A 23436-nucleotide genomic window follows, 5' to 3' on the forward strand; every position below is an offset into this window, starting at 1 on the left:
ATGGGTCAGCCATGAGCATACTGAACGCTGATCTGCACTGCCACTCCATCATTTCCGACGGCACTTTGACGCCTGAGGCCCTGGCGGCACGGGCCAAGGCCAACGGGGTAGAGTTGTGGGCGCTGACCGACCACGACGAAATCGGCGGGCAGCACCGCGCCATGGCCGCTGCCAAGGCGCACAGCCTGCCCTACCTGACAGGCACGGAAATTTCGGTGACCTTCGCCAACGTGACCGTGCACATCGTGGGCCTGGGTTTTGACCCCGACCACCCGGCCATGGCCCAGGGGCTGGCGGCCACCCGCGGCGGACGCGGTGAACGCGCCCGGGAAATGAGCGACCAGCTGGCCAAGGCAGGCATACCGGGGGCGTACGAGGGCGCGCTCAAATACGTGGGCAACCCGGAACTCATCTCGCGCACCCACTTTGCGCGCTACCTGGTGGAAGCTGGCGTGTGCAAGGACACGAACGAGGTATTTCGCAAATACCTGACCGAAGGCAAACCCGGCTTCGTGCCGCACCGGTGGGCCAGCCTGGGCAACGCGGTGCGCTGGATCCGCGAAGCAGGCGGTGTGGCCGTGATCGCCCACCCGGCGCGCTACGACCACAGCCCCTCGCAGGAATATGCGCTGTTTTCCGAGTTCAAGGCCCACGGCGGCCAGGCGGTGGAGGTGGTCACCGGCAGCCACAGCCCCAGCGAGTACGTGAAATACGCCGACATGGCTCTTGAATTCGGCCTGGCGGCATCGCGTGGCAGCGATTTCCACAGCCCGGAGGAAAGCCACTGCGACCTCGGCTCGCTGCCCTTCCTGGAAGGGCGGCTCACGCCGGTGTGGGAACTGCTGGCCGACCGCATCCACTGAGCGGTCATGCCCCACCACTACACCCGCCCGCTACAGGGCATCATGTTCCTGGTGCTGGCCGTGGCCTGCTTCGCCCTGCTGGACACGACGGTCAAAGTGCTCAGCGCTGCCGTGTCCGTGCTGATCGTGGTGTGGTTCCGCTACATGTTCCAGGCCGTGGTCATGGCGGCGGTGGTGCTGCCCACCCGGGGCTGGCGTTCGCTGCGCACAGCCCACCCGGGCCTGCACGCCCTGCGCGGCCTGCTGCTGCTGGCCACCAGCACCCTGGGCTTCGCCAGCCTCATCTACATGCCGCTGGGGGAATTCACGGCCATCATCATGCTCACGCCGCTCATGGTCACCCTGCTGGCGGCGGCGTTCCTGCGCGAACGCGTCAACCTGCTGCGCTGGCTGCTGGTGCTGGGCGGCTTCAGCGGCGCGTTGCTGGTGGTGCAGCCTGCCGGCTCGGCCATCGGGTGGGCGGTCGCCCTGCCGCTTTCGCTGGTGGTGGTCTACGCCCTGTTCCAGATCCTCACCAGCCGCATGGCACGCACGGAAGATGCCATGACCATGCACTTCTACACCGGGTGGTCGGGCGCGCTGCTCATCAGCCTGGTGCTGCCCTGGATCTGGCATGCCATACCGGACCTGCGTTCCTGGGTGCTGCTGTGCATGGCAGGGCTGTTCGGCACGGTGGGCCACTTCCTGCTGATCCAGGCGTTTGCCCGCACACCTGCCGCCACCCTGGCGCCTTACCTGTACGCACAGATCGGCTTTGCCATGGTGGCCGGGTGGCTGGTGTTCGACCACATACCAGGCAAGCTGGAACTGTGGGGCATCGCGCTGATCGTGGTGTGCGGCGCCAGCACCGCCTGGCTAGCGGCGCGCGCGCCCCGCATTGAGGTGGGCAGCAGCTGAGGGCACCGCCCTGGCAGTGGTGGGAGAATCAGGGCATGTCGCAATATTTCGAGGTCCACCCCGACAACCCGCAGCCCCGTCTGCTGAAACAAGCCGCCCAACTGCTGCAGAAGGGCGGTGTGCTGGCCGTGCCCACCGATTCCAGCTACGCCCTGGTCTGCCACCTGGACGACAAGGCCGCCGCCGACCGGCTGCGCCGCATCCGCCAGGTGGACGACAAACATCACCTGACGCTGCTGTGCCGCGACCTGAGCGAACTGGCCAGCTACGCCCGCGTGGACAACCGCCAGTACCGTCTGCTCAAGCTGGGAACGCCCGGGGCTTACACCTTCATCCTGGAAGCCAGCAAGGAAGTGCCGCGGAGGGTGAGCCACCCGTCGCGCAAGACCATCGGCCTGCGCGTGCCCGACCACAAGACACTGCAGGAGCTGCTGGCGCACCACGGTGCGCCGCTGCTGGCCACCACGTTGATCGCCCCGGGCGAAACCGAACCGATGAACGACGCCCACGAGATACGGGAACGATTCGAGCACGACCTGGCCGCCGTCATCGACGCGGGCGCCTGCGCGCTGGCCCCCACCACCGTGATCGACCTGACCCCCATGGGCGACGGCAGCGACCCCGAGGTGCTGCGCGAAGGCCAGGGTCCGCTGAGCGCCCTGGGCCTGTGAAACCACTCCCCTGAGACAATAACGCCCCATGGACTTTGCCCAGATCATCCAGACCGTGGCGATCTACGCCATCCCGGTCCTCTTCGCCATCACCGTGCACGAGGCGGCCCACGGCTACGCCGCGCGCCACTATGGCGACAACACCGCCTACATGCTGGGGCGCATCACGCTCAACCCGATGAAGCACATCGACCCGCTAGGCACCATTGCCATGCCGCTGTTGCTGTACTTCGCCACCAGCGGCGCCTTCCTGTTCGGCTATGCCAAACCTGTGCCGGTGAACTTCGGGCGGCTGCGCCACCCCAAGCGCGACATGATCTGGGTGGCCCTGGCCGGGCCGGGCGCCAACCTGGTGCAGGCCGTGCTGTGGGTGGTGCTGGGTTACCTGCTGCTGGCCGTGGGCGTGGAAGAGCGCTTCTTCCTGGAAATGGCGCGCGCGGGCCTGATGGTCAATCTGGTCATGTTCGCCTTCAACATGTTCCCGCTGCCTCCGCTGGACGGCGGCCGCATTCTGGTGGGGCTGCTGCCTATGCGCGCAGCCGTCGGCCTGTCGCGCGTCGAGCCCTACGGCTTCTTCATCGTGCTGGCACTGGTGATCAGCGGCATCGTGGGCAACCTGTGGCTGCGCCCGTTGATGAACGTGACCGCCGGGCTCATCGAGCTGCTGCTGTCACCCCTGCGCTGGCTGCTCTTCTGAGCCTACCGTCCCTTTTTTTGAACGATACATCCTGCGTCAACCCATGAGCAAAGTGCGCGTCCTCACCGGCATCACCACCTCCGGCACCCCCCATCTGGGCAACTACGTCGGGGCCATTCGCCCCACCGTTCGGGCCAGCCGCCTGGACAACGTCGAGAGCTTTTTCTTCCTGGCCGACTACCACGCCCTCATCAAGATCGATGACCCGGCACGCATCCAGCGCTCCACGCTCGAGATTGCGGCGACCTGGATTGCCTGTGGCCTTGACCCGGCCAAGGTCACGTTCTACCGCCAGTCCGACATCCCCGAGATTCCCGAACTGACGTGGTTTTTGACCTGCGTATGCGGCAAGGGCCTGCTCAACCGCGCACATGCCTACAAGGCCATGCTTGACAAGAACGCCGCCGCTGGCGCCGAGCCCGATGACGGGGTGACCGCAGGCCTGTTCATGTACCCGGTGCTGATGGCCGCCGACATTCTGATGTTCAACGCCCACCAGGTGCCCGTGGGACGCGACCAGGTGCAGCACATCGAGATGGCGCGTGACATGGCCTCCAGCTTCAATCACCTGTACGGCGAGCACTTCACCCTGCCCGAGGCGGTGATCGAGGAAAGCGTGGCCACCCTGCCCGGCCTGGATGGCCGCAAGATGAGCAAGAGCTACGACAACACGATTCCGCTGTTCGTGCCGCGCGAGCAGTTGAAGAAGCTGATCATGGGCATCTTGACGGACTCCAAGGCGCCGGGCGAGCCCAAGAGCACCGAAGGCTCTGCCCTGTTCCAGATCTACCAGGCCTTTGCCACACCCGAGGAAACCGCCGCGCTGGCCCAGGCCTACGCCGACGGCATTGCCTGGGGCGACGCCAAGCAGATGCTGTTCGAGCGCATTGACCGCGAGATTGCCCCCATGCGCGCCACCTACGACGAGTTGATGGCCCACCCCGAAAAGGTGGAGGCCATGCTGCGCGCTGGCGCCGCGAAGGCCCGCGCGGTGGCCACCCCGTTCACGGCCAAGGTGCGCCATGCCGTGGGCCTGCGCCCGCTGCAGGCTGCCAGCGAGGCCAAGGCAGCCAAGGTGGAGAAGGCAGCGCTACCCACCTTCAAGCAATACCGCGAGAAGGACGGCCTGTTCTACTTCAAGCTGGCCGATGCCAAGGGCCGCGTGCTTCTGCAGAGCCTGGGCTTTGCTTCGCCCAAGGACGCGGGCCAGGCCATTGCCCGCCTGAAGGGCGAAGGCTACGCCGCCTGTACGGATCTGCACGCGCTGGCGCCTGTGGCGGCAGACGCCAGTGCCCCCGAAGTGGAGGCCGCGCTCCAAGCCTTGCGCGAGGCAGACTGACGGCCACGACAGGCTGGCAGCGACCTCCCGAAAGCCGTCTGCAAGCCTGCTAGAATCCGAGTTTCGACACACGGAGAGATGGCAGAGTGGTCGAATGCGCCGGACTCGAAATCCGGTATACGGTTTCTACCGTATCGAGGGTTCGAATCCCTCTCTCTCCGCCAAGATGAACCCCAAGCGACAAGCTCTCTTGGGGTTTTTTCGTTCTTGAGCACACAACCCCAAACCTGACCTGCTTATTCAGCAGGGATTCCGGGGAGCTTCAATACACCTGCGGCCAACGCCCCAAGCCGTCTCGCTGCCTCTGAGAACCGCGCATCCACCGGATGCCCCACGTTCAGCCGCAGGTGGTGCGTGAACCGCCGATCGGCCGAGAACAGCGCGCCGGGCGCGGTGCTGATGGAATGCGCCATGGCTTGCTGGTCAATGGCAAGTGCATTGACGTTGCGCGGAAGCTCCAGCCAGACAAAGTAACCGCCTTGGGGCTCCGTCATGCGCGTGCCTGATGGAAAGTGCCGTTGTATCAAAGCCCTGGCGGCCCGGTGCTGGGACTCCAGTTCGCCTCGCAAATGGCGCAGGTGCCGGTCATAACCGCCCTGCACCAGGTATTCGGCAATCGCCAACTGGGAGGGAATGGATGTGGCCAGTGAGGTCATCATCTTCAAGCGCTCGACATGACGGCTGTAACGGCCGGCCGCAGCCCACCCCACCCGGTAGCCCGGCGCCAGGCATTTGGAGAATGAGGAGCAGTGCAGCACCAGCCCTTCCCGGTCAAACGCCTTGGCAGGCAGGGGACGGCGCGGCCCAAAGTGCAGCTCGGCATACACGTCGTCTTCGATCAGCGGAACCTGATACCTCGCCAACAACTGCACCAAGGCCTCCTTGCGAGCGTTGGACATCAACGCCCCCAGGGGGTTCTGGAACGTGGGCATGAACCAGCACGCCGCCACTTTCTGGCGTTTCAGCAAATCCTCCAGGGCATTCAGATCAACACCTTCAACGGGATCGGTGGCCACTTCCACGGCGTTGAGGTGCAAACGCTCGAGCGCCTGCAAGGCGGCATAGAACGTGGGGGACTCCACCACCACCACGTCGCCAGGCTGCGTCACCGCTTGCAGACACAGGTTCAGCGCCTCCATGGCACCGTTGGTGATGATGGGCTCGTCGTCTTGCAGCGGAACCCCATGCAGGGCGTAACGGCGCCGGATCTGCCCTCTGAGCGTTTCGTCACCAGCCGTCAAGGCCCCCGACACCTGCGCGGGCAACAATCGCCGCATGGCACGTGCGCCGCTGCGTGCCAGTTCGGCAAAAGGAAACAACTCGGGCGCCGGAAAGGCGGACCCGAGGGGCACCACATCCACATCCCGGGTAGAGCCCAGCAAGTCGAACACGAGCTCGCTGATGGCAACTGGCGTGACCCGGTCGGTTGTCGGGGCCGCCTTCATTGAACGGCTGCGCAGTGCCCGCTGGGGCCGAACAAAGTGACCCGAGCGCGGACGGGCTTCGACCAGGCCTTGAGACTCCAGGTGCGCGTAGGCCTGGAAGATGGTGGACGGACTGACCCCGCGCTGGCGCCGCAGGTCGCGCACCGAAGGCAGGCGATCGCCCGCGCGCAGCGTCCCGGCCCGGATGCTTTCCGCAAGCTCTTCGGCCAACTGGTGGTAGCGGGTCAAGCGCACAGCGGTCATCTGTTCAAGCTCCATCAGGCTTGAACTGGATGATATCGGCTGCTCAGCCAGTACCACAGTCAGCCCCGGTCTCACCATCGCCACCAGAGCCCCATCAGCAATGCGGTCAGCAACGCATTGCCGCACATGCCTGCAATCGCAAAATGCTGCCACTGCGGGCTGTCTGCCTGCACCCGCACCAAGCCAATCGCATGGGCACAAGCCCCGAGTGTGAAGGCATGCACCGGACCTGGCTGAACGCCGCAGAAACGCAAAACCCACGGAATCCACAGCGCACCAGCCAAGCCGGTGATCACGACCGACAGGGTGGTGAGGTGAACGTTGGCGCCGCCCTGCGCCGTCAGCCCGAGCGCGACCGGCATGGTGGCAGCTTTGGGCAGCAGCGCCGCTGCCACCCCCGGAACGACGCCTAGCCCATGGGCCAACAACACGATACAAGCCATGGAGCCCAAGCCTGCAGCCAACAACCCAAGCAGCCACGGCGCCGGCTGGCGCATCAACGCGCGGCCTGCAACGTGAAGCGGTATAGCCATGGCCACCACCGCCAGGTCCATCAGGTAGCGCAGGCCCGACATCTGCGCCAACAGCGTCTGGGGATTCAACCTCAGCAACGCAACCGCCATCAGCAGCATGGCTGTGCCGGTCAGCAGGGGCAAGGCCAGCACATGCCTGCCAGACCAGGCAAACCCTCGCCGTGCCAGCCCGTAGCAAGCCAGCACGAGCCCGTTCGACAGCAGGAATTCAGTCATCCACAGGCTGCCTCACAGACCCGCGCTGCAACCGCTGCACCAACATACCAGCGCCCAATGCCGACACCAAAGTGCCCCCCACGCAACCCAGCACAAGAAACGGCCACAGCGAACGGTCCAGGTTGAAGGCAACAACCGTCGAGAACAACGCGGGTATCAAGAACAGCGGCAAGTGAGACAGAAGCCATGCGGCGGGCCGCTGCAATGCCTCGGGAACATCTCGGAATACACCCAGCGCCAGGGCCAGCAAAAGAAATCCGGCGACGCTCCCCGGCAGGCCCAAGCCCAGCTTTGCCGACAACAACGCCCCCAAGCGCTCAAACACCACCAAAGCGGACATACCCAGTGCAGCGCAAACAAAGCCTTTCATGCGGCCAAGTATTGAACGGCCAATGCGCCACACACGGTATCAGCCCTGCGGATAAATCACCGTATCAGTCACCCCATCTGATACGGTCACTTATCAACAAAACTGCAACTTACCAACCAGAGGCCGCATGGACATCATCAAGGCATGTCTCTCGCCACACCAGTCACCTCTGCAGCCCCGCCCGTCGCCGCTGAACTGGACCGCTGGATGGCGGCAGCCCAGCAGTCAGCCGGTCACCCGTGAGCAAACCATGCAAAAAGTCATTCCCATCCACCCGGCCACATCCTGGCAGCTGACGGACAAAATCCAGGCACGCGAAGTCAGCGGCCGGTTTGCGCGCTGGCGCTGGACGTTCTTCTGGCTGACCCAGGTGTTTTTCTATGGCATGCCCTGGCTGAACTGGAACGGGCGCCAGGCCGTGCTGTTCGATCTGGCGCACCAGCGCTTCTTCCTGTTCGAAGCGGTGCTCTTTCCACAGGACCTGATCTACCTGGCTGGGCTGCTGGTGGTGTGCGCCTTGCTGCTGTTCTTTGCCACCGCCGTTGCTGGCCGCGTGTGGTGCGGCTTTGCCTGCCCGCAAACGGTTTACACATCGCTGTACATGTGGATCGAAAACCGCTTTGAAGGCAGCCACCAGAACCGCAAACGGCTGGACCAAAGCGGCTGGACGATGGAGAAACTGTGGCGGCGGGGCGGCAAGCACCTGGCGTGGCTGGGTGTGGGGTTGTGGACCGGGCTGACCTTCGTGGGCTACTTCACACCCATGCGCGCATTGGGCAGCAACGTGCTGCACCTGACGGCTGGCTTCTGGCCCATGTTCTGGACAGTGTTTTATGGCGTCGCCACGTACCTGAATGCCGGGTTGGTGCGTGAAAAGGTGTGTTTGCACATGTGCCCCTATGGACGGTTTCAGGGCTCGCTGATGGACGACCGCACCCTCAACGTGGCCTACGACCACCGCCGTGGAGAGCCAAGGGCCAGCCTGCGCCAAGACGGCAGCAAGAACATATCGGCGGGGCACTGCATCGACTGCACACTGTGCGTTCAAGTCTGCCCCACCGGCATCGACATTCGCCAGGGCTTGCAGGCGGCATGCATCGGTTGCGGGCTGTGCATCGACGCCTGCAACCAGGTCATGGACAAGGTGCGTGCCCCGCGTGGCCTGATTCGCCTGGCGTCCTTGCGCGAACTGGCCGGGCGGGATGCGGCTCGCACGCTATGGCATGCACTGCGACGCCCCCGGGTGGCCGTGTACGCAACGTTGCTCATGCTGTGTGTGGGTGCATTGGCGTGGTCGTTCACACAGCGGCCAGACATTCGAATGAACGTGATGCGAGACCGTGCGGTGATGGCGCGCATCGTCGAGCAAGGCCACATCGAGAATGTGTACCGGCTGCAGTTGATGAACGCCACCGACCACCCCCAGTCCCTAGCGATCGATGTCACGTCCACGCTGCACGCACAATTGGTCGATCCGCCCCGGGTGGAACTGGCTCCTGCCCAAGCCGTCACGGTCGCACTCACGGTGAGGGTGCCCAACACCATCGCGGCCGCCCATGCCGGGCAGATCGTGCCTCTGGTGTTTACCGTGGCGTCTGGCCTGTCACTCCAAGCACCAGAGGTGACCGAAGCCTCCACTTTCGTACTGCCGAGGTAACTTCAAGCGGTGAACTCAGAAGTGACAGGTTGAAAACCCGCTGGGTGCATTTTTTGTGCTCATCGACGGCGGCGCACCAAATGCCGTGGCCCGAGCTCTGCACAGCCCGACACGCCCAGCATGGCGAGGTTGCGGTCCACCTCGTCGCGCAGCAGGCCGATGGCATGTGCGACACCGGCTTCGCCCGCCACGGCGGCGGCATAGTTGAACGGGCGCCCGACGAAGACCATGCGCGCGCCGAGCGCCAGCGCCTTGAGCACATCGGAGCCACGCCTGAAGCCGCTGTCGATCAACACCGGGTAGCCGGGGTCAACCGCTGCCACCACGGCTTCCAACACGCGCATGGGTGAAACTGCGCCATCGAGCTGGCGGCCCCCATGGTTGGAAAGCACAATGCCGTCGGCACCCACACGCTGTGCTTGCAGCGCATCCTCCACGCTCAGAATACCCTTCACGACCAGGGTACCTCTCCAGCGGCGGCGAATAGTTTCGATGTGGCGCCAGCTCAAATGATCCCGCCCCGAAAAATCGCGCAGCACGTTGGACGACAGGATTGGCGCACCACGGGTCGCGAAGGAATTCTCGAAATGCGGCATGCCGTGGCGCAGCAGGGTGCGCACAAAGGTGCCCAACACCCACCGCGGCCGAACCAAGCCATCCCAGGCCAGACGCATGCTCGGCCGCAGCGGTGTGGAAAACCCCGCCCGGATGTTGTTCTCTCGGTTGGCCGAGATAGGAATGTCCACCGTCACGACCAGCGTACTGAAGCCCGCGCGCTCCACCCGGTCGATCAGCGCATCCATGCGCTCCTGGTCACCTGGCAGGTAAGCCTGAAACCAGGCCGAAGGACTTTCCTGGGCCACTGCCTCCATGGGAATGAGCGAGGTGCCGCTCATGATGGAAACGATGCCTGCGAGTTGTGCGGCACGGGCCAACACCAGGTCGCCACGGTACGTGGACAACGCATTCAGGCCCATTGGCGCAATGCCAAATGGACTGCTGTAGCGCTGGCCGAACAGCTCGACGGACTGAGTGCGCTGCGAGACGTCCTGCAACACACGGGTGGCAAAACCGTACTCATCAAACACCTCCCGGTTGTCCTGCAGGGACGCGCCGTCCTCAGCCGCCCCCGCGATGTAGCCGAAGATGGGGCGAGGCAGCCGTCGACGCGCTGCGCGCTCAAAGTCGTGCAACGAGAGCATGTTGCGCAACGCAACGGGCAGGTTCACTTTTGAAGGTTCAGCGTAGGAGGCCATGGTGTCGATGCGAACAGGGCAAAGGAATCGCGGCAACTTTATGGCCGAGCCATCTAGAGAAAAAGCGAAATATTTAGAATTATTCATTTCGCTTTTTTGAAACAAATTCCACATACCCATGCCATCCATCAAGCAGCTTGAAGCCTTCTGGTGGGCGGCCACCTGCACCAACTTCGCCACGGCGGCTCAGCGCGTGCACCTGTCGGTGTCGTCGCTGTCCAAGCGCATCACGGAACTGGAGGCTGCGCTGGGCCATCCGCTGTTCGATCGCAGTGGTCATCGCGCGGTGCTGACGGAAGAAGGTCAGCGGCTGCTGCCAGCGGCGCTGAATGTTCTCAACGCCATGGCGGCGCTGAGTCAGACGCTTGATGCGCGTTCAGCGCTCATTGGCAGATGCCGCTTTGGTGTGGGCGATCTGTCTGCGCTGACCTGGCTGCCCAGTTTCGTGGCCGCTGCGCGGCAGAAACATCCGCAACTGGAACTGGAACCCTTGGTGGACGTTGGCGGCGCGTTGGAGCAACGTCTGGCGGCAGGCGAGCTGGACTTTGCCGTGATTGCAGGCCGCAGTTCACGCAGCGAACTGCTGTCGCAGCCGGTCGGAGCGGCGCACTTTGGCTGGGCTGCGGCCCCATGTCTGGCGGACGCCCACCACCTGGATGTGGCCGGCCTGTTGCAGCGTTTCCCTTTGGTGACGCTGCCGCAAAGCGCTGGCACAACCCGGCTGCTCGACGAATGGTTGATGACGAACCATTGCGCAGTGAATGAGCGCGTTCTGTGCAACAGCTGGGGCGCCGTTGCGGGCATGTTGCGCCTGGGGGTGGGCGTGGGGTTTCTGCCATCAGACTGGGTCGCGAAGTTGAACCTGCGGCCCCTGCCATCGCAAACACCGTTGACACCCCTGCGCTACACCTTCCAGTGGCGGCGGGGTGACACAAGGACGCTGATCACCGAGATTCAAGCCTTGGTGCAGGGAAGCGTGGATTTTGGACATCCCCCCTTCATCACCTGAGTTGAATCATTCGGAAAACGCCTCAAAGGCACGAGCAGGTGCTTGAGCCCGTTGTGGTCAATCGTCTGCATCAAGGCCAGCAGGCGGCCAAGCTCGCCCTTGGGAAACCCCTCACGGGCAAACCAGTTCAGGTAGTGACCGGGCAGGTCGGCCAACACCCTGCCTTCGTATTTGCCGAACGGCATCTTCATGGTGACCAGCTTCAGCAGCTGCTCGGGGCTGGCGTCAACGGGCTCTGACATGGGGCGTTGCAATGGGGGGGATGGGCACAGATGCCATGCCTAAAAACCGGGCAAAGGATGTCTGATCCATACCGGACAACACCTTAGCGCTCTTGTGCCGATGTTATCCACAGGATTGCCCCCGGCATCTGGGGATGGGCCCGCCCGGGTGAATCTGAGCCCGTTCGACTTTGATGTAGAGTCCATCGACACCCCTGCGCACCGCACCCATCGCCAGCTTGCCCGCCATAAAGGCCTGGGCCTGACGGTCTTTCTCGCAAAAACCAAAGATCATGACCGGGCCCCAGACAGCAACACCCGCCACGCCAGACACCGCGCCCGCCGAAGTCAGCTTCTGGCAGGCCTTCCTGTTCTGGCTCAAGCTTGGCTTCATCAGCTTTGGCGGCCCCGCCGGGCAGATTTCCATCATGCACCAGGAACTGGTGGAGCGCAGGCGCTGGATTTCGGAGCGGCGCTTTCTGCACGCACTCAACTACTGCATGGTCCTGCCCGGCCCCGAGGCCCAGCAGCTGGCCACCTATATCGGCTGGCTGATGCACCGCACCTGGGGCGGCATCGTGGCGGGCGGCCTGTTCGTGCTGCCCTCGCTGTTCATCCTGATCGGCCTGTCGTGGGTCTATATCGCCTTTGGCGAGATGCCCTTGGTCGCGGGCCTGTTCTACGGCATCAAGCCCGCAGTGACGGCCATCGTGGTGCAGGCCGCACACCGCATCGGCTCGCGCGCCCTGAAGAACCGAATGCTCTGGGCCATCGCGGCGGCTTCCTTCGTTGCCATCTTCGCGCTCAATGTGCCGTTCCCGGCCATCGTGGCCGCCGCGGCGGTCATCGGCTACGCCGGCGGGCGGCTTGCCCCTGCAAACTTCAAGGCCGGTGGCGGCCATGGCAAGGCAGACCCCTCGTTTGGCCGTGCACTGATCGACGACGACACACCGGTGCCGGCACACGCCCAGTTCACGTGGAGCAAACTGGCCAGGGTGGCCATCATCGGTGCGCTGCTGTGGTTCGTGCCCATGGCCATGCTGACGGTCAGCCATGGCTGGGACCACACCCTGACGCAGATGGGCTGGTTCTTCACCAAGGCCGCGTTGCTGACTTTTGGTGGCGCCTATGCGGTGCTTCCCTACGTGTATGAGGGCGCTGTCGTGCACCACGGCTGGCTGACGCCGACGCAGATGATTGACGGCCTGGCGCTGGGCGAAACCACGCCCGGCCCGCTCATCATGGTCGTCACCTTTGTCGGCTTCGTTGGTGGCTACGTCAAGGCCGTCTTCGGCCCGGACAGCCTGTTTCTGGCGGGCGCAGCCGCTGCCATCCTGGTCACCTGGTTCACCTTCCTGCCGTCGTTCATCTTCATCCTGACCGGCGGCCCCTTCATCGAGACGACCCACAACGACCTGAAGTTCACCGCACCGCTGACGGCCATCACCGCTGCAGTGGTGGGCGTCATCCTGAACCTGGCCGTGTTCTTTGGCTACCACGTTCTGTGGCCGCAGGGCTTCGAGGGTTCGTTCGAATGGGGCTCGGCGGTCATCGCCGCTGGTGCTGGCGTGGCGCTGTTCCGCTTCAAGGCGAACGTCATCCACGTCATCGCCGCATGCGCCGTCATCGGATTTTTGGCGAAGGTGGTACTGCAGCTTCCCTGAACGGCGCGCCTGGCGCTGCAACCGTCGATCCGCACAGGCACCAGCGCCCCCGGCTGGGTCAAACCCGCCGGGGGCGCGGCTCACATCAATCAGGCCGTGCCGTTCAACGCAGGCTGGCCGACTTCTGGTCCGCCACGGGTTGCCCAGCCGCAGCCCGGACCTTGCCAATCTCGCTGGTGAAGGCGTTGACCACATCCGCGCCGATTTCGCGGGTGAACTTCTCGATCACCGGCTTGACCATTTCACGCATGCGTGCGCGCTCGGCCGGTGCCACTTCGGAAACCGTCACGCCTTTCGACTTGACCGACGCAATGGACTTCTGCTCCATCTCGCGCGACACGCGACGCTGCTCGATCCGCGTCTCGCTCGCAGCGGACATCAGAATCTCTCTTTCGGCGGCGCTCAAGCCGTCCCAGGCTTTCTGGCTCAAGAGGACGATCAGGGGGTTGTAGACGTGGCGCGTGAGCGAAAGATGGCGTTGAACCTCGTTGAACTTGTTGGTTTCGAAGGCCACGATGGGATTGTCCTGCCCGTCCACAGCCCGGGTTTCCATCGCCGTGAAGAGTTCCGTGAAGGACAGCGGCACCGCGTTGGCGCCCAGCGCGTTGAAGCTTTCGATCATCAAGGGCGTCTGCACGACGCGGAGCTTCAAACCTTTGAAGTCATCGGCCTTGACGATGGCCTGCTTGCTGTTCGACACATTGCGGAAGCCGTGGTCCCAGTACGCCAGGCCCACCAGTCCGGCAGGCGCCTTTTCCAGAAAGCGCTTGCCCACTGGGCCGTCCAGCACGGCGTCAGCCTCGCGGAAGTCGTTGAACAGGAAAGGCAGGTCGAATGCGCCGTACTCCTTGTTCAGGCCAACCAGCAGGCTGGGCGGCATGGTCGTCAGTTCGATGGTGCCGCCCTGCAAAGCAGACACCGTCTGCAGGTCACCGCCCAAGGTTCCGCTGGGGAACAGCCTCACCTTGATCTTGTTGCCGCTTTTCTGCGCCACCAGGTCGGCGAACACCTTGGCGCCATAACCCATGTGGCTGTCCGCCGGCTGGACGAACGAGAACTTCAATGTCCGTTCCTTGATGTCGGTCGACTGGGCAGCGCAGGCAAGTGCGGCGGACGCCAGCAGGCCGATGACCGTCTTGTGAATCAATGTCTTCATGTTGTCTCCTGTGATTGGAATGGAAATGGGACTTCACCGGGCAAACCACTGCGCCGGAACCGTCACCAGGGATGGGAAAAGAATCAGCAGAGCCAGAACCGCCAGCTCTGCCAGAAGGAACGGCAGCACGCCCTTGACGACGTCTTCGAGGGACAGCTTGGATACCCCCGCCACGACGTTGAGCACGCTGCCGACAGGCGGTGTGATGAGTCCGATGGAACAGTTGATGATGAACAGGACGCCGAAGTAGATCGGGTCGATGCCTGCCGCCTTCACGACGGGCAACAGCACCGGGGTCAGGATCAGGATCGAAGGCGTCATGTCCATCGTCGTCCCCACGGCAATCACCAGAAGCATCATGGCGGCCAGAAGCAGCAGGTGGTTGCCCATCAGCGGCTCCAGCAGCTCCACCATCACACCAGGCAGATCGGCCACGGTGATCAGCCAGGCGGCCACCAGTGCGGCAGCGATCAGGAACATCACCACGGCAGAAGTTTTTGCGGTGGCCAGAAAGACGTCGTAGAGGTCCGGGAACTTGAGCTCACGGTAGACAACGACGGCAACGAACAGCGAGTACACCACCGCCACCACGGCCGCCTCCGTCGGCGTGAACACGCCCAGCTTCAGGCCCAGCACAATGATCACGGGCAGCATCAGCGCCCATAGCCCCGCCAGCACGGCCTGCAACCTTTGCGCCCCGCTTTGCTTTGGTGCCGTGGCAGCCGGCTCCTTGCGGACCACGAACCACCACGCCACGCACAGCGCCAAGCCGATCAGAAGCCCAGGCACGATACCCGCGAGAAAGAGCTTCGTGATCGACAGGCCACCGGCCACGCCGAAGATGATGAACCCGATCGACGGGGGAATCACCGGGCCGACGCACCCTGCGGCCGCGACCAGGCCAGCGGAACGCTTGATGTCGTGTCCCGCCCGCACCATCATGGGCACCATCAAGGCACCCAGGGCGGCGGCATCGGCCACCGCAGAACCCGACAGCGCGGCCAGCAGGCACCCGGCAAGGATGGCCACGTAGCCAAGGCCACCCCTGTAGTGCCCGACCAGCGACATCGCCACGTTGACGATGCGCCGCGACAGACCACCGGCGTTCATGATTTCGCCTGCGAGCAGGAAGAAGGGAACGGCCATGAGCGGGAAGCTGTCCGCGCCATTTGTCAGGTTCTGCGCAATGATCTGCGCGTCAAACATGTCCAGGTGCACCATGAGCGCCACGCCGCACAGGATCAAGGCGAACGCAATGGGCACGCCGATGCCGATGCTCCCGACGAGGGATGCAAGAAATACTGCGAATGTCACGACGGTCTCCGGGCGAGGGCCAGTTCCTGCGTTGTGGGGTGGCCTTCACCTGCGCGGTCACGTTCCGCATGCAGCTGCGCGGCGTCCGTTGCGTCGCGCCCCAGCACCGCGATGTAAAGGTCGTACAAGACGATCAGCGCTGCGGAAACGCTGAAGATCAACCCGGCGGCGTAGACCACGCCAACGGACAGCCCGGTCACGGGCATCTTGACGCTGGTGTTGATGAGCACCTGGGCCCAGCTGCCCTGGATCACCAGCACACAGCAAAACAACATCAGTGCAAGACTGCTCACAAGGCACAAGCGCTTGCCCAGCGCTGGCAGGCGCCGGGTCAGCGAATCCACGCCCAGGTGCAGGCGCTCGCGCATGGCAACCGTGGCCCCCAGGAACGTGCAATAGAGGAACAGCAGCCGCGACACTTCCTCTGCCACGGTGATGCCGGAGTTGAATACGTAACGCAGGACGACGTTGCCGAAGACCAGTATGACCATGCCCGCCAGGCAGAGCACCACCGTCAACTTCAGCAGTCCGAAATAACTGTCGACAACCCTTTTCATGTGTCTCCTCGTGTGGGGTGTGCCGGCACAGGCAAAGCGCTGCCCAGGCGGCCTTCGGGCCGCCGGTCAAAGCCATGCGCTGCGCAGGGGTGTGACGCGGTAACGCGTCAGGCAAACATGTCGGGCTGTGTCTTGGCCAGGCGGCTCCAGATGGGCTGGAAGTGCAGCCATCCGATGTAATCGCTGCCCACGTGCTCGCGGCTGTAGCGCGAACGCTCGACCGGCACATGCACGGGCGTGGAACCCGTGGCCTCGACCATCAGCTGCTGGCGGCAGCAGCGCTCAAGGGCGATGAACCAGAACGCGGCCGACTCGATGCTGTGGCGGCTGGCCGTCAGCAGTCCATGGTTCTGGTGGATGGCGGCTTTCACGCCCTTGAACCAGTCCGCAACCTTGGGGCCGGCCTTTTGCTCCACGGCCACCTGGCCAGCCTCGCTCTTGATGACGACGTGGTCTTCAAAGAACGCAGCAGCGTCTTGCGAGATCGGCTCCAACGGGCGGCCCAGCGCTGCAAACGCTGTGCCGTACACGGTATGCGCGTGGCACATGGCCACGATGTCGGGGTGCGCTTCGTGCACCGCTGCATGAAGCACGAAGCCCGCCCGGTTGACGGCGTAGTCACCCTGGCGAACCCGTCCGTCGTGATCGACCAGGATCAGGTTGGACATGTTCACGTCTGCGAAGTGAACAGCCATCGGGTTGGTCCAGTACAGTTCGGGATGCTCGGGGTCGCGCACCGTCAGGTGCCCGGCAAACCCGTAGTCAAAGCCCTCCAGCGCGAAGGCGCGGCAGGCGGCCACCAGGCGCTGCTTGCGGTAGGTGCGCTCTTCGGCCACGGACGCAAAGTCCGGGATTTCCGGGAAGATCAGGCCAGCCTGCTCCGGCTGGTAGATCGAGATTCGCTTGGTCTTGTCCAACATGTCTGTCTCCTTGTGGTTGATCGGCACGGAGAAATTCTCGCTTTGCGTTTTATCAAGGACAAACGATCTTTTTTCGCGTAGGGGTGAATTGAATTCACCCATAATGGGCGGCATGCGCAACCTCCCCCCCTTGTCGGCGCTGATCGCTTTTGAGGCCGCAGCGCGCCACGTGAGCTTCCAGGCGGCGGCGCATGAATTGCACATCACCCCCTCTGCCGTGAGTCACCAGGTGAAGAACCTGGAAGCCTGGTGCAAGCGCCGCCTTTTCGTACGCGCCACGCGGCGCCTCTCGCTGACCGAGGATGGCCGGCGTTTGCTAGGCGAACTCGGCCCGGCGCTGGACGCCATCCACGAAGCCTGCTCGGCGTTGCGCCCGCCCAACCGGCGTGAACATTTGGCGGTGCACTGTGCGCCCAGCTTTGCCTCCAAGTGGCTGGGCCCGCGCCTGCCGCAGTTCATGCAGGCGCATCCGTCGGTCACCATCAGGCTGTCGTCCAGCCCCGACCCCATCGACCTGAACAAGAACATGGATGTGGACGTCCACATCGCGTATGGCGCCATCCCGAGTGCGCCGGGCATTGCCGTGGAAGACCTAGGCAAGGAAATCACGGCCCCGCTGTGTTCGCCCCGCCTGCTTCCTGCAGACGGCCGCCCCCTGCGCGACTGGCTGGGTGAAGCCACCCTGATCGAATCGCAGCTCAATCCCGTGCGGTGGGCAGACTGGTGCAAACGCAACGGGGTGAAGCCCGCCGAGCGGCCGCGCCCGTCCTTCGACCGCGGTTCCCTGGCGGTGGCCGCCGCGGTGGATGGCCTGGGCCTGGCGCTGGAAACGCTGCGCTTTGCCGAAGCCGAATTGCAACGGGGCGAACTTGTGGCGCTTGCCGGGCCAGAATTCGTGGCGATTGCGCGCCCGCTGCACTTCCTGTGCTACAGGGAGGCAGACCGGAACCACCCAGGGCTGCGCGTGTTCGTGCAGTGGCTGAAGGAGCAGATGCGAGAGCAGCGTCCGCACCAGACGGACACCGTGCGCTGAACACCAGCCGTCAGGGCGTCGCGTTGCGCTCCGCCTCAAGGCGCTGGATCATGAAGTTGGCCGCTTCCAGGATGTGCTGGCGGGCCAGCGCCTCGGCGCGAGGGCCGTCGCCTGCGCACACGGCTTCCAGCAGCGCCTCGTGCTGATCCCAGATGTCGCGGGGCTTGTCGTCACGCATCAACACCTCGCCCATCACGCGCTGCGTCTGGGTCCAGTGCGTTTCCATGGCAGGCGCCACCAACGGGTTGCCAGACAGCTCATAGATGAAGTCGTGGAACGCCATGTCGGCGGCAATCATCGCGCCGAAGGACTGGGTGGCCACCGCTTTGCGCCCGGCGCGTATCAGGGCCGGGCCGCGAGCTGCCGCCAGGGCCGGGTTGTTCTCGGCGGCCTTGCGGAAGGCCAGTCCCTCGATCACGGCGCGCACGTCGTACATGTGCCGCACATGCTCCAGGTTGAGTGGCGCCACCTGCAAGCCACGGCCAGGCGCGTCTGACAGCACGCCCTCCTTGCGCAGCAGGGTCAGGGCCTGCTGGACGGGTTGCCGGGACACGCCCAGCTCCTGCGCCAGCTGTTCCTGGATGATGCGCGCCCCCGGCGGCAGGCGCCCGCCAGCGATTTCGGCGAGGAGGGTCTTGTGCACCTGCTCGACCAGGCTGGGGGCAACTTGCAGTGTCTTCATGCAGACAATACTACCTTGTCAGTGGCGCCCGCCCCCCGCCGCGCTGGCCTTCAGGGGTTGGCGCGCCAGCGCGCCTCGGCCTCGTCCCACGCGGCCAGGGCTTGCAGGTCCGGCACCCAGGCCAGGCCGGATTTGGCATCGGACGAAGCAGCATCCGGGGTGACCACCACGTCCAGCAACGCAGGCCTGTTGGCCAGGGCCCGCTCGATGGCGGCAGGCAATTCTTCAGCGGAGGTAACCCGCTCGGCGTGCATGCCAAAGGCCCGTGCCATGGCCGCGTGGTCGGCAAACTGAAGGTGCGTGCCCACCACCTTGCCGTGGGTTTCCTGCTGGTCGCGGACTTCGATCGCCCACGAGCCGTTGTTGGCCACCACCACCAGAACGGGCGCCTGGTGACGCACGGCGGTGTCGATCTCCATCGCGTTGAAGCCGAACGCGCCGTCGCCCGTGGCCACCACCACGGTGCGGTCAGGGCACGCCAGGCTGGCCGCGATGCCGAACGGCGTGCCCACGCCAATGCACCCCAGCGAGCCTGGGTCCAGATAGGTCGACGCGGGCAGTCCGACGCGGGCAAAGCTCAGGAAGTCGCCGCCGTCGGCCACTACGATGGCGTCATCGGGCAGGGCTTCGCGCAACGCCGCCAACACGCGGTTGGGGTGCATGCGGCCATCGCTGCCGGGCGGGGCGTTTTTCATGCTCTGCTGAAGCTTGGCCGACCGCTGCAGATGCTGTTCACGCAAACCTGTCAGCCAGGCCGCGTCGCTGCTGGGCGGGGTGGCAGGCGCGGCGTCGAGAATGGCTTGCACCGCCAATGCCGGGTTGGCAAAGATTTCCACCACGCCGCGCCGGTTGTCGCGCAACTCACCGGCGCCATCGGCAATGCGCAAGAACTCCGCCTCCCCGAACACGGCCGGTGAACCGTACGCCAGCTGGAAGTCCAGGCGCCTGCCCACGGTGACCACCAGGTCCGCCTGCCCCATGACGGTGCCGCGCATGGCCACCACCACGCTGGGATGGTCGTCGCTGACCAGACCCCGGCTCTCACCGGTGTCCAGGTAGGCCGCCCCGAGACGGCTCAGCAAGGCCTCCAGCGCAGGACCGGCGCCGCGGGCACCGCGCCCTGATATGAACAACGGGCGCTTGGCCGACCAGAGCTTTTTCACGGCGGCCTGCACCGCCTCCGCAGGCGGAATCATGGGCTGCACCGCCGGGGGAGAGAAGCATTCGGGCAGCTGCATTGCCACCGATACCTCGGCCCGGAGCGTGTCGACCGGGAAGTCCAGGTACACCGGGCCAGGCTCGCCCCCCTCGCCCATCGCCCGGGCCGTGGCCTCGGCAAGTTCCTGCGGCACCAGATCGGGGTGGCGCACCGTGCGCGCGTAGCGGGTCAGGCTGCGCACCAGGTCCGTGTGCACGATGTCCTGCAGCGCGCCCCGGTTCTCCTGCGCGCTGGGCGGCAACCCGGAAAGCACCAGCACCGAAGCACGTGCCACGTGCGCGTTCGCGATGCCCGTCATCGCGTTGGTCACGCCCGGTCCGGCGGTGACCAGCGCCACCCCCAGTCCGCCCGTGAGCTGCGACTCAGCATGCGCCATGTAGACGGCGGCGCGTTCGTCACGCACATCGACGATGCGGATGCCCTCGGCGTCGAGCCGCATCCAGATCGGCATGATGTGCCCCCCGCACAAGGCATAGACGCGGCGAACGCCCCTGGCCTTGAGGAAGCGGGCAATGACGGCGGCGGCGGACTGATCGCTGATGGGAGGGGGGGCCATGGGAGTCTCCTGGGTTTGGGGGTATTGACGTTTTATGTATTCTGAATTCAGAATTCCAAAAAAGCAAGCGCAGCCAGAGTCCCCTTCCATACAACGCCCCGGAGCCCCACATGATTCACCCGCCCACGTTCGCCGATGCCGTTGCCACACACGCCCGGCTCAGGCCGCAGAAACTCGCCGTTCGCGACTCGCGGCGCCGCCTGACCTACGCCGAGTGGGACGCGCGTTCCACCCGCCTGGCGTGCGCGCTGCGCGGCCGGGGCTTGGCCAAAGGCGACCGCGTCGGCGTGGTCGCCTACAACTGCCTGGAATGGATGGAGCTGTACGCCGGCCTGGGGCGCGCGGGGCTGGTGGTGGTGCCCTTGAACTTCCGCCTGAGCGGCCCGGAGATGGCGTACATCCTGGAACATGCCGAAGTCACCGCGGTGGTCTGCGGGCCCGAGTTCTGCCCGGTGATCGACAGCATCCGCAACCAGCTTCCGCTGCCGGCAGACCGCTTCTTTGTGCTCGACAGTGCCCCGCCGTCCGGCTGGCAGGCCTACGAAACCCTGCTGGCGGGGGCCGACCTCTCGACCCCGCTCGACCCCGTAGGCGCAGACGACTGCTGCGCCCTGATGTACACCTCGGGCACGACAGGCCGGCCCAAGGGCGCCATCCGCAGCCACGGCGGCAGCACCCTGATCGCGCTGGCCACGGCACTGGAGATGGGTTTCACCGAGCGTGACACGGCCTTGCTGGTCATGCCCCTGTGCCACGCCAATTCGCTCTATTTCGGCACCACCTTCGTGCACATGGGGGGCACCTGCGTGATAGACGACCGCCGCAGCTTCGACCCCGAGGCCTTGCTGAAAACCCTGGCCGACGACCGCGTCACCTTCACCTCCCTGGTGCCCACCCACTACATCATGCTGCTGGCTCTGCCCGATGCCGTCAAACAGCGCTACGACCTGAGCGCGGTGGGCAAGCTGATGATCTCGTCGGCCCCGGCACGGCAGGAAACCAAGCGCGGCATCCTGGAGCTGTTTCCCAACGGGCAACTCTATGAACTTTACGGCTCCACCGAAGCGGGGTGGGTCACGCTGCTGCGGCCCGACGAACAACTCTGCAAACTGGGCTCGGTAGGCCGCGAGTGGGCAGGCAGCGGCCCGATACGGCTGCTAGACGAAAACCGGCAGGAAGTTCCCGATGGCGCCGTCGGGGAGTTGTACTCGCGCACCGCCTACGTTTTTGACGGCTATTGGAAGAACCCGGAGAAGACGGCCGAGGCGTTCGACGGCATTTGGTGCTCGGTCGGCGACATGGCCCGCCGCGACGAAGATGGCTACATCTGGCTGGTAGACCGCAAGAGCAACATGATCATCAGCGGCGGGGAGAACATCTACCCGTCTGAGGTAGAAGCAGTGCTGGGCCAGAACCCCAAGGTGCGGGACGTTGCCGTGATCGGCGTGCCCCACGACAAATGGGGCGAGACCGCCAAGGCGGTGGTGGTGCTGCACCAGGGGCAGGACGCCACCGAGGCAGAGCTGCGCGAGTGGTGCCGCCAGCGGCTGGCCGGCTTCAAGTGCCCGAGCACGATCGACTTCATCACCGAGGAACAGATGCCGCGCACGGCGACCGGAAAAATCCTCCACCGCATCCTGCGGCAACACCATGCAGACACCCCTTCAACGTGAACACGGCTTGCACGCGGGCGCAGGCGTAAAAAAGGCAAGTGCCCCCGGGTAAACTCCTGCTGTCTCAGGCCCCATCTACCCCTACATGCACAGTTGGACACTCCTGCTCGCCAGCACCATCATGCTTGGATGCGTGAACGGTCTGGCCGTCGCGGTGTGGTTCTTCAACCGGCACATCCCGGGGCTGCTGGCCTGGATCGCGGCTTTTTCCTGCGCCTTCCTCGCCTCGCTGAACTACCTGGTGCGGCCCCACCTGCAGGAAACCTTTGCCCTGGTAAGCATCACCGTGCTCACGCTGGGCACGGCCTACTTCAACGTCCATGCGTGCCGCCAGCACCTGGGGCTGAAGATATGGCGGTTGCGCTACGGCACGGTAGCGCTGCTGGTTGCAGGCGTGCTGGTATGGTCGGTAGAAACGCTGCGCACCAACCTGCCTTTGCGCTTCTTGCTGCTGAGCCTCATTTCCGGCGGTCTGTTCCTGTACGCCGGGCGGCTTCTGACGCGCGCCGGGCATCACGGGCAAACCTTTCGCCACCTGTTTGGCTGGACTTGCACCGTGCATGGCTTGCTGCAGATGTTGCGCCCCGTGCTGCTCCTGTGGAACACCGGCGCACCCGGCAGCTATGAGGAGGCGCTGGATCGCGCACTGCCGATCATGGTGGAAACGTTGGTCGCCATGCAGATCATGTCTTTCGGCGTGCTGATGCTGGTGAACGAGCACCTGCGCACCGAACTGGTCCGGCTGGCCCAGATGGACCCGCTGACGGATGTGTTCAACCGCCGTTCGTTCCTGACGCTGCTGGACAAAGCCGTGAGCCAGGCACAGCGCCGCCGGGCGTCCGTGCCTTTGCTGCTGATCGACTTGGACCACTTCAAGACCATCAACGACACGCACGGCCACTTTCAGGGCGACAACGCGCTGCGGCACTTCGTCGAGGTGACGCAATCGGTGATCCGCCATCAGGATGTGCTGGGGCGCCTGGGTGGCGAGGAGTTTGCGGTGTTTCTGCCCGAGACGGGTCTGGCGGAGGCTGCCGACGTGGCAGAGCGGCTGCGCGAGGCCGTGGCCGCGTCGGTTCTGGAGGTACAGGGGCACCGCATTCCCTTGACGGCCAGCATTGGCGTGGCGGAATGCCGGGAGCACGGAGACATTGAAGCCGCGCTGCACCGCGCGGACGAGGCGATGTACCGCGCCAAGGCCCAGGGCCGCAACCGGGTGGTGCTGGCCCCCGTCACAGCCTGACG

The 23436-nt window shown here is 64.7% G+C and carries 22 protein-coding genes and 1 tRNA gene; 12 read left to right on the top strand and 11 right to left on the bottom strand.

The features are described 5' to 3' along the window. Positions 1-11: 11 nt before the first annotated feature. The 6 genes from ACYVHH_RS01440 (at position 12) to ACYVHH_RS01465 (ending at position 4631) form a co-directional block, all read left to right on the top strand. The gene (locus ACYVHH_RS01440) at positions 12-863 is read left to right on the top strand and encodes a 3',5'-nucleoside bisphosphate phosphatase (RefSeq protein ID WP_460563225.1); all 852 of its coding nucleotides are present in this window, start codon (positions 12-14) and stop codon (positions 861-863) included. 6 nt (positions 864-869) lie between these two features. After that, the gene (locus ACYVHH_RS01445) at positions 870-1760 is read left to right on the top strand and encodes a DMT family transporter (protein WP_460563227.1); all 891 of its coding nucleotides are present in this window, start codon (positions 870-872) and stop codon (positions 1758-1760) included. Between the two features lie 35 nt (positions 1761-1795). Then, entirely contained in the window at positions 1796-2431 is a 636-nt protein-coding gene (locus tag ACYVHH_RS01450; protein ID WP_460563228.1) for an L-threonylcarbamoyladenylate synthase, read from the top strand. Between the two features lie 28 nt (positions 2432-2459). Continuing rightward, the gene (locus tag ACYVHH_RS01455; protein WP_460563229.1) at positions 2460-3128 is read left to right on the top strand and encodes a site-2 protease family protein; all 669 of its coding nucleotides are present in this window, start codon (positions 2460-2462) and stop codon (positions 3126-3128) included. Between the two features lie 43 nt (positions 3129-3171). Continuing rightward, positions 3172-4467, top strand: coding sequence for a tryptophan--tRNA ligase (locus tag ACYVHH_RS01460; RefSeq protein ID WP_460563230.1), 1296 nt, complete (start codon positions 3172-3174; stop codon positions 4465-4467). 72 nt (positions 4468-4539) lie between these two features. Next, positions 4540-4631, top strand: a tRNA-Ser gene (locus ACYVHH_RS01465). A gap of 72 nt (positions 4632-4703) precedes the next feature. Here ACYVHH_RS01465 and ACYVHH_RS01470 read toward each other — a convergent pair. The 3 genes from ACYVHH_RS01470 to ACYVHH_RS01480 all read right to left on the bottom strand — a co-directional run bounded on the left by ACYVHH_RS01470 (position 4704) and on the right by ACYVHH_RS01480 (position 7274). Next, on the bottom strand, positions 4704-6155 hold the full coding sequence (locus ACYVHH_RS01470) for an aminotransferase-like domain-containing protein (protein ID WP_460563231.1): 1452 nt from the start codon (positions 6153-6155) through the stop codon (positions 4704-4706). A 71-nt stretch (positions 6156-6226) separates the two neighbouring features. Continuing rightward, positions 6227-6904, bottom strand: a complete 678-nt coding sequence (locus tag ACYVHH_RS01475) for an LrgB family protein (RefSeq protein WP_460563232.1) — start codon at positions 6902-6904, stop codon at positions 6227-6229. Then, on the bottom strand, positions 6897-7274 hold the full coding sequence (locus ACYVHH_RS01480) for a CidA/LrgA family protein (protein ID WP_460563233.1): 378 nt from the start codon (positions 7272-7274) through the stop codon (positions 6897-6899). Before ACYVHH_RS01480 ends, ACYVHH_RS01475 begins: the two co-directional genes overlap by 8 nt. A gap of 250 nt (positions 7275-7524) precedes the next feature. Between ACYVHH_RS01480 and ccoG the strand changes: the two genes are divergently transcribed. Beyond that, complete coding sequence (ccoG, locus tag ACYVHH_RS01485) at positions 7525-8931, top strand: cytochrome c oxidase accessory protein CcoG (protein ID WP_460563234.1); 1407 nt, start codon at positions 7525-7527, stop codon at positions 8929-8931. Between the two features lie 59 nt (positions 8932-8990). Here ccoG and ACYVHH_RS01490 read toward each other — a convergent pair whose 3' ends face one another. Next, positions 8991-10187, bottom strand: coding sequence for an alpha-hydroxy acid oxidase (locus ACYVHH_RS01490; protein ID WP_460563235.1), 1197 nt, complete (start codon positions 10185-10187; stop codon positions 8991-8993). 112 nt (positions 10188-10299) lie between these two features. Here ACYVHH_RS01490 and ACYVHH_RS01495 point away from each other — a divergent pair, with 112 nt between their 5' ends. Next, positions 10300-11196, top strand: a complete 897-nt coding sequence (locus ACYVHH_RS01495; protein WP_460563604.1) for a LysR family transcriptional regulator — start codon at positions 10300-10302, stop codon at positions 11194-11196. On the opposite strand, the gene ACYVHH_RS01500 is transcribed toward ACYVHH_RS01495, so the two are convergent. Further along, positions 11142-11438, bottom strand: a complete 297-nt coding sequence (locus tag ACYVHH_RS01500) for a DUF3820 family protein (protein ID WP_460563236.1) — start codon at positions 11436-11438, stop codon at positions 11142-11144. The two genes, ACYVHH_RS01495 and ACYVHH_RS01500, sit on opposite strands and share 55 nt — an antisense overlap. A 272-nt stretch (positions 11439-11710) precedes the next feature. Here ACYVHH_RS01500 and chrA point away from each other — a divergent pair, with 272 nt between their 5' ends. Beyond that, the gene (gene chrA, locus ACYVHH_RS01505) at positions 11711-13081 is read left to right on the top strand and encodes a chromate efflux transporter (protein ID WP_460563237.1); all 1371 of its coding nucleotides are present in this window, start codon (positions 11711-11713) and stop codon (positions 13079-13081) included. A gap of 103 nt (positions 13082-13184) precedes the next feature. Here chrA and ACYVHH_RS01510 read toward each other — a convergent pair whose 3' ends face one another. From ACYVHH_RS01510 to ACYVHH_RS01525, 4 genes are all read right to left on the bottom strand, one after another. After that, complete coding sequence (locus ACYVHH_RS01510) at positions 13185-14237, bottom strand: TRAP transporter substrate-binding protein (RefSeq protein ID WP_460563238.1); 1053 nt, start codon at positions 14235-14237, stop codon at positions 13185-13187. Positions 14238-14270: 33 nt separating this feature from the next. Then, a complete protein-coding gene (locus ACYVHH_RS01515) occupies positions 14271-15551 on the bottom strand; it encodes a TRAP transporter large permease subunit (RefSeq protein ID WP_460563239.1) in 1281 nt (426 codons plus the stop codon). After that, positions 15548-16108 (bottom strand): TRAP transporter small permease, encoded by a 561-nt coding sequence (locus ACYVHH_RS01520; RefSeq protein ID WP_460563240.1) that lies wholly within the window; start codon positions 16106-16108, stop codon positions 15548-15550. Before ACYVHH_RS01520 ends, ACYVHH_RS01515 begins: the two co-directional genes overlap by 4 nt. 107 nt (positions 16109-16215) lie before the next feature. Continuing rightward, complete coding sequence (locus ACYVHH_RS01525) at positions 16216-17028, bottom strand: class II aldolase/adducin family protein (protein WP_460563241.1); 813 nt, start codon at positions 17026-17028, stop codon at positions 16216-16218. A gap of 112 nt (positions 17029-17140) precedes the next feature. Here ACYVHH_RS01525 and ACYVHH_RS01530 point away from each other — a divergent pair, with 112 nt between their 5' ends. After that, positions 17141-18061, top strand: coding sequence for a LysR substrate-binding domain-containing protein (locus ACYVHH_RS01530; RefSeq protein WP_460563242.1), 921 nt, complete (start codon positions 17141-17143; stop codon positions 18059-18061). Between the two features lie 10 nt (positions 18062-18071). On the opposite strand, the gene ACYVHH_RS01535 is transcribed toward ACYVHH_RS01530, so the two are convergent. Continuing rightward, entirely contained in the window at positions 18072-18743 is a 672-nt protein-coding gene (locus ACYVHH_RS01535) for a GntR family transcriptional regulator (protein ID WP_460563243.1), read from the bottom strand. A gap of 50 nt (positions 18744-18793) precedes the next feature. Further along, positions 18794-20518 carry a thiamine pyrophosphate-binding protein gene (locus ACYVHH_RS01540; RefSeq protein WP_460563244.1) on the bottom strand — a complete coding sequence of 575 codons (1725 nt, stop codon included), beginning with the start codon at positions 20516-20518 and terminating at the stop codon, positions 18794-18796. A 110-nt stretch (positions 20519-20628) separates the two neighbouring features. Between ACYVHH_RS01540 and ACYVHH_RS01545 the strand changes: the two genes are divergently transcribed. Together ACYVHH_RS01545 and ACYVHH_RS01550 are read left to right on the top strand one after the other, a co-directional pair. Then, positions 20629-22191, top strand: a complete 1563-nt coding sequence (locus tag ACYVHH_RS01545) for a class I adenylate-forming enzyme family protein (RefSeq protein WP_460563245.1) — start codon at positions 20629-20631, stop codon at positions 22189-22191. 85 nt (positions 22192-22276) lie between these two features. Then, positions 22277-23434, top strand: a complete 1158-nt coding sequence (locus tag ACYVHH_RS01550; protein WP_460563246.1) for a GGDEF domain-containing protein — start codon at positions 22277-22279, stop codon at positions 23432-23434. Positions 23435-23436: the final 2 nt, after the last annotated feature.

It is taken from the genome of Hydrogenophaga aquatica (assembly GCF_054780915.1).

Bases quoted from the DNA above. Each gene is read 5' to 3' on its own strand.
- ACYVHH_RS01440 (WP_460563225.1), top strand. From the start codon at position 12: ATGAGCATACTGAACGCTGATCTGCACTGCCACTCCATCATTTCCGAC.
- ACYVHH_RS01445 (WP_460563227.1), top strand. From the start codon at position 870: ATGCCCCACCACTACACCCGCCCGCTACAGGGCATCATGTTCCTGGTG.
- ACYVHH_RS01450 (WP_460563228.1), top strand. From the start codon at position 1,796: ATGTCGCAATATTTCGAGGTCCACCCCGACAACCCGCAGCCCCGTCTG.
- ACYVHH_RS01455 (WP_460563229.1), top strand. From the start codon at position 2,460: ATGGACTTTGCCCAGATCATCCAGACCGTGGCGATCTACGCCATCCCG.
- ACYVHH_RS01460 (WP_460563230.1), top strand. From the start codon at position 3,172: ATGAGCAAAGTGCGCGTCCTCACCGGCATCACCACCTCCGGCACCCCC.
- ACYVHH_RS01470 (WP_460563231.1), bottom strand. From the start codon at position 6,155: ATGACCGCTGTGCGCTTGACCCGCTACCACCAGTTGGCCGAAGAGCTT.
- ACYVHH_RS01475 (WP_460563232.1), bottom strand. From the start codon at position 6,904: ATGACTGAATTCCTGCTGTCGAACGGGCTCGTGCTGGCTTGCTACGGG.
- ACYVHH_RS01480 (WP_460563233.1), bottom strand. From the start codon at position 7,274: ATGAAAGGCTTTGTTTGCGCTGCACTGGGTATGTCCGCTTTGGTGGTG.
- ccoG (WP_460563234.1), top strand. From the start codon at position 7,525: ATGCAAAAAGTCATTCCCATCCACCCGGCCACATCCTGGCAGCTGACG.
- ACYVHH_RS01490 (WP_460563235.1), bottom strand. From the start codon at position 10,187: ATGGCCTCCTACGCTGAACCTTCAAAAGTGAACCTGCCCGTTGCGTTG.
- ACYVHH_RS01500 (WP_460563236.1), bottom strand. From the start codon at position 11,438: ATGTCAGAGCCCGTTGACGCCAGCCCCGAGCAGCTGCTGAAGCTGGTC.
- chrA (WP_460563237.1), top strand. From the start codon at position 11,711: ATGACCGGGCCCCAGACAGCAACACCCGCCACGCCAGACACCGCGCCC.
- ACYVHH_RS01510 (WP_460563238.1), bottom strand. From the start codon at position 14,237: ATGAAGACATTGATTCACAAGACGGTCATCGGCCTGCTGGCGTCCGCC.
- ACYVHH_RS01520 (WP_460563240.1), bottom strand. From the start codon at position 16,108: ATGAAAAGGGTTGTCGACAGTTATTTCGGACTGCTGAAGTTGACGGTG.
- ACYVHH_RS01525 (WP_460563241.1), bottom strand. From the start codon at position 17,028: ATGTTGGACAAGACCAAGCGAATCTCGATCTACCAGCCGGAGCAGGCT.
- ACYVHH_RS01530 (WP_460563242.1), top strand. From the start codon at position 17,141: ATGCGCAACCTCCCCCCCTTGTCGGCGCTGATCGCTTTTGAGGCCGCA.
- ACYVHH_RS01535 (WP_460563243.1), bottom strand. From the start codon at position 18,743: ATGAAGACACTGCAAGTTGCCCCCAGCCTGGTCGAGCAGGTGCACAAG.
- ACYVHH_RS01540 (WP_460563244.1), bottom strand. From the start codon at position 20,518: ATGGCCCCCCCTCCCATCAGCGATCAGTCCGCCGCCGCCGTCATTGCC.
- ACYVHH_RS01545 (WP_460563245.1), top strand. From the start codon at position 20,629: ATGATTCACCCGCCCACGTTCGCCGATGCCGTTGCCACACACGCCCGG.
- ACYVHH_RS01550 (WP_460563246.1), top strand. From the start codon at position 22,277: ATGCACAGTTGGACACTCCTGCTCGCCAGCACCATCATGCTTGGATGC.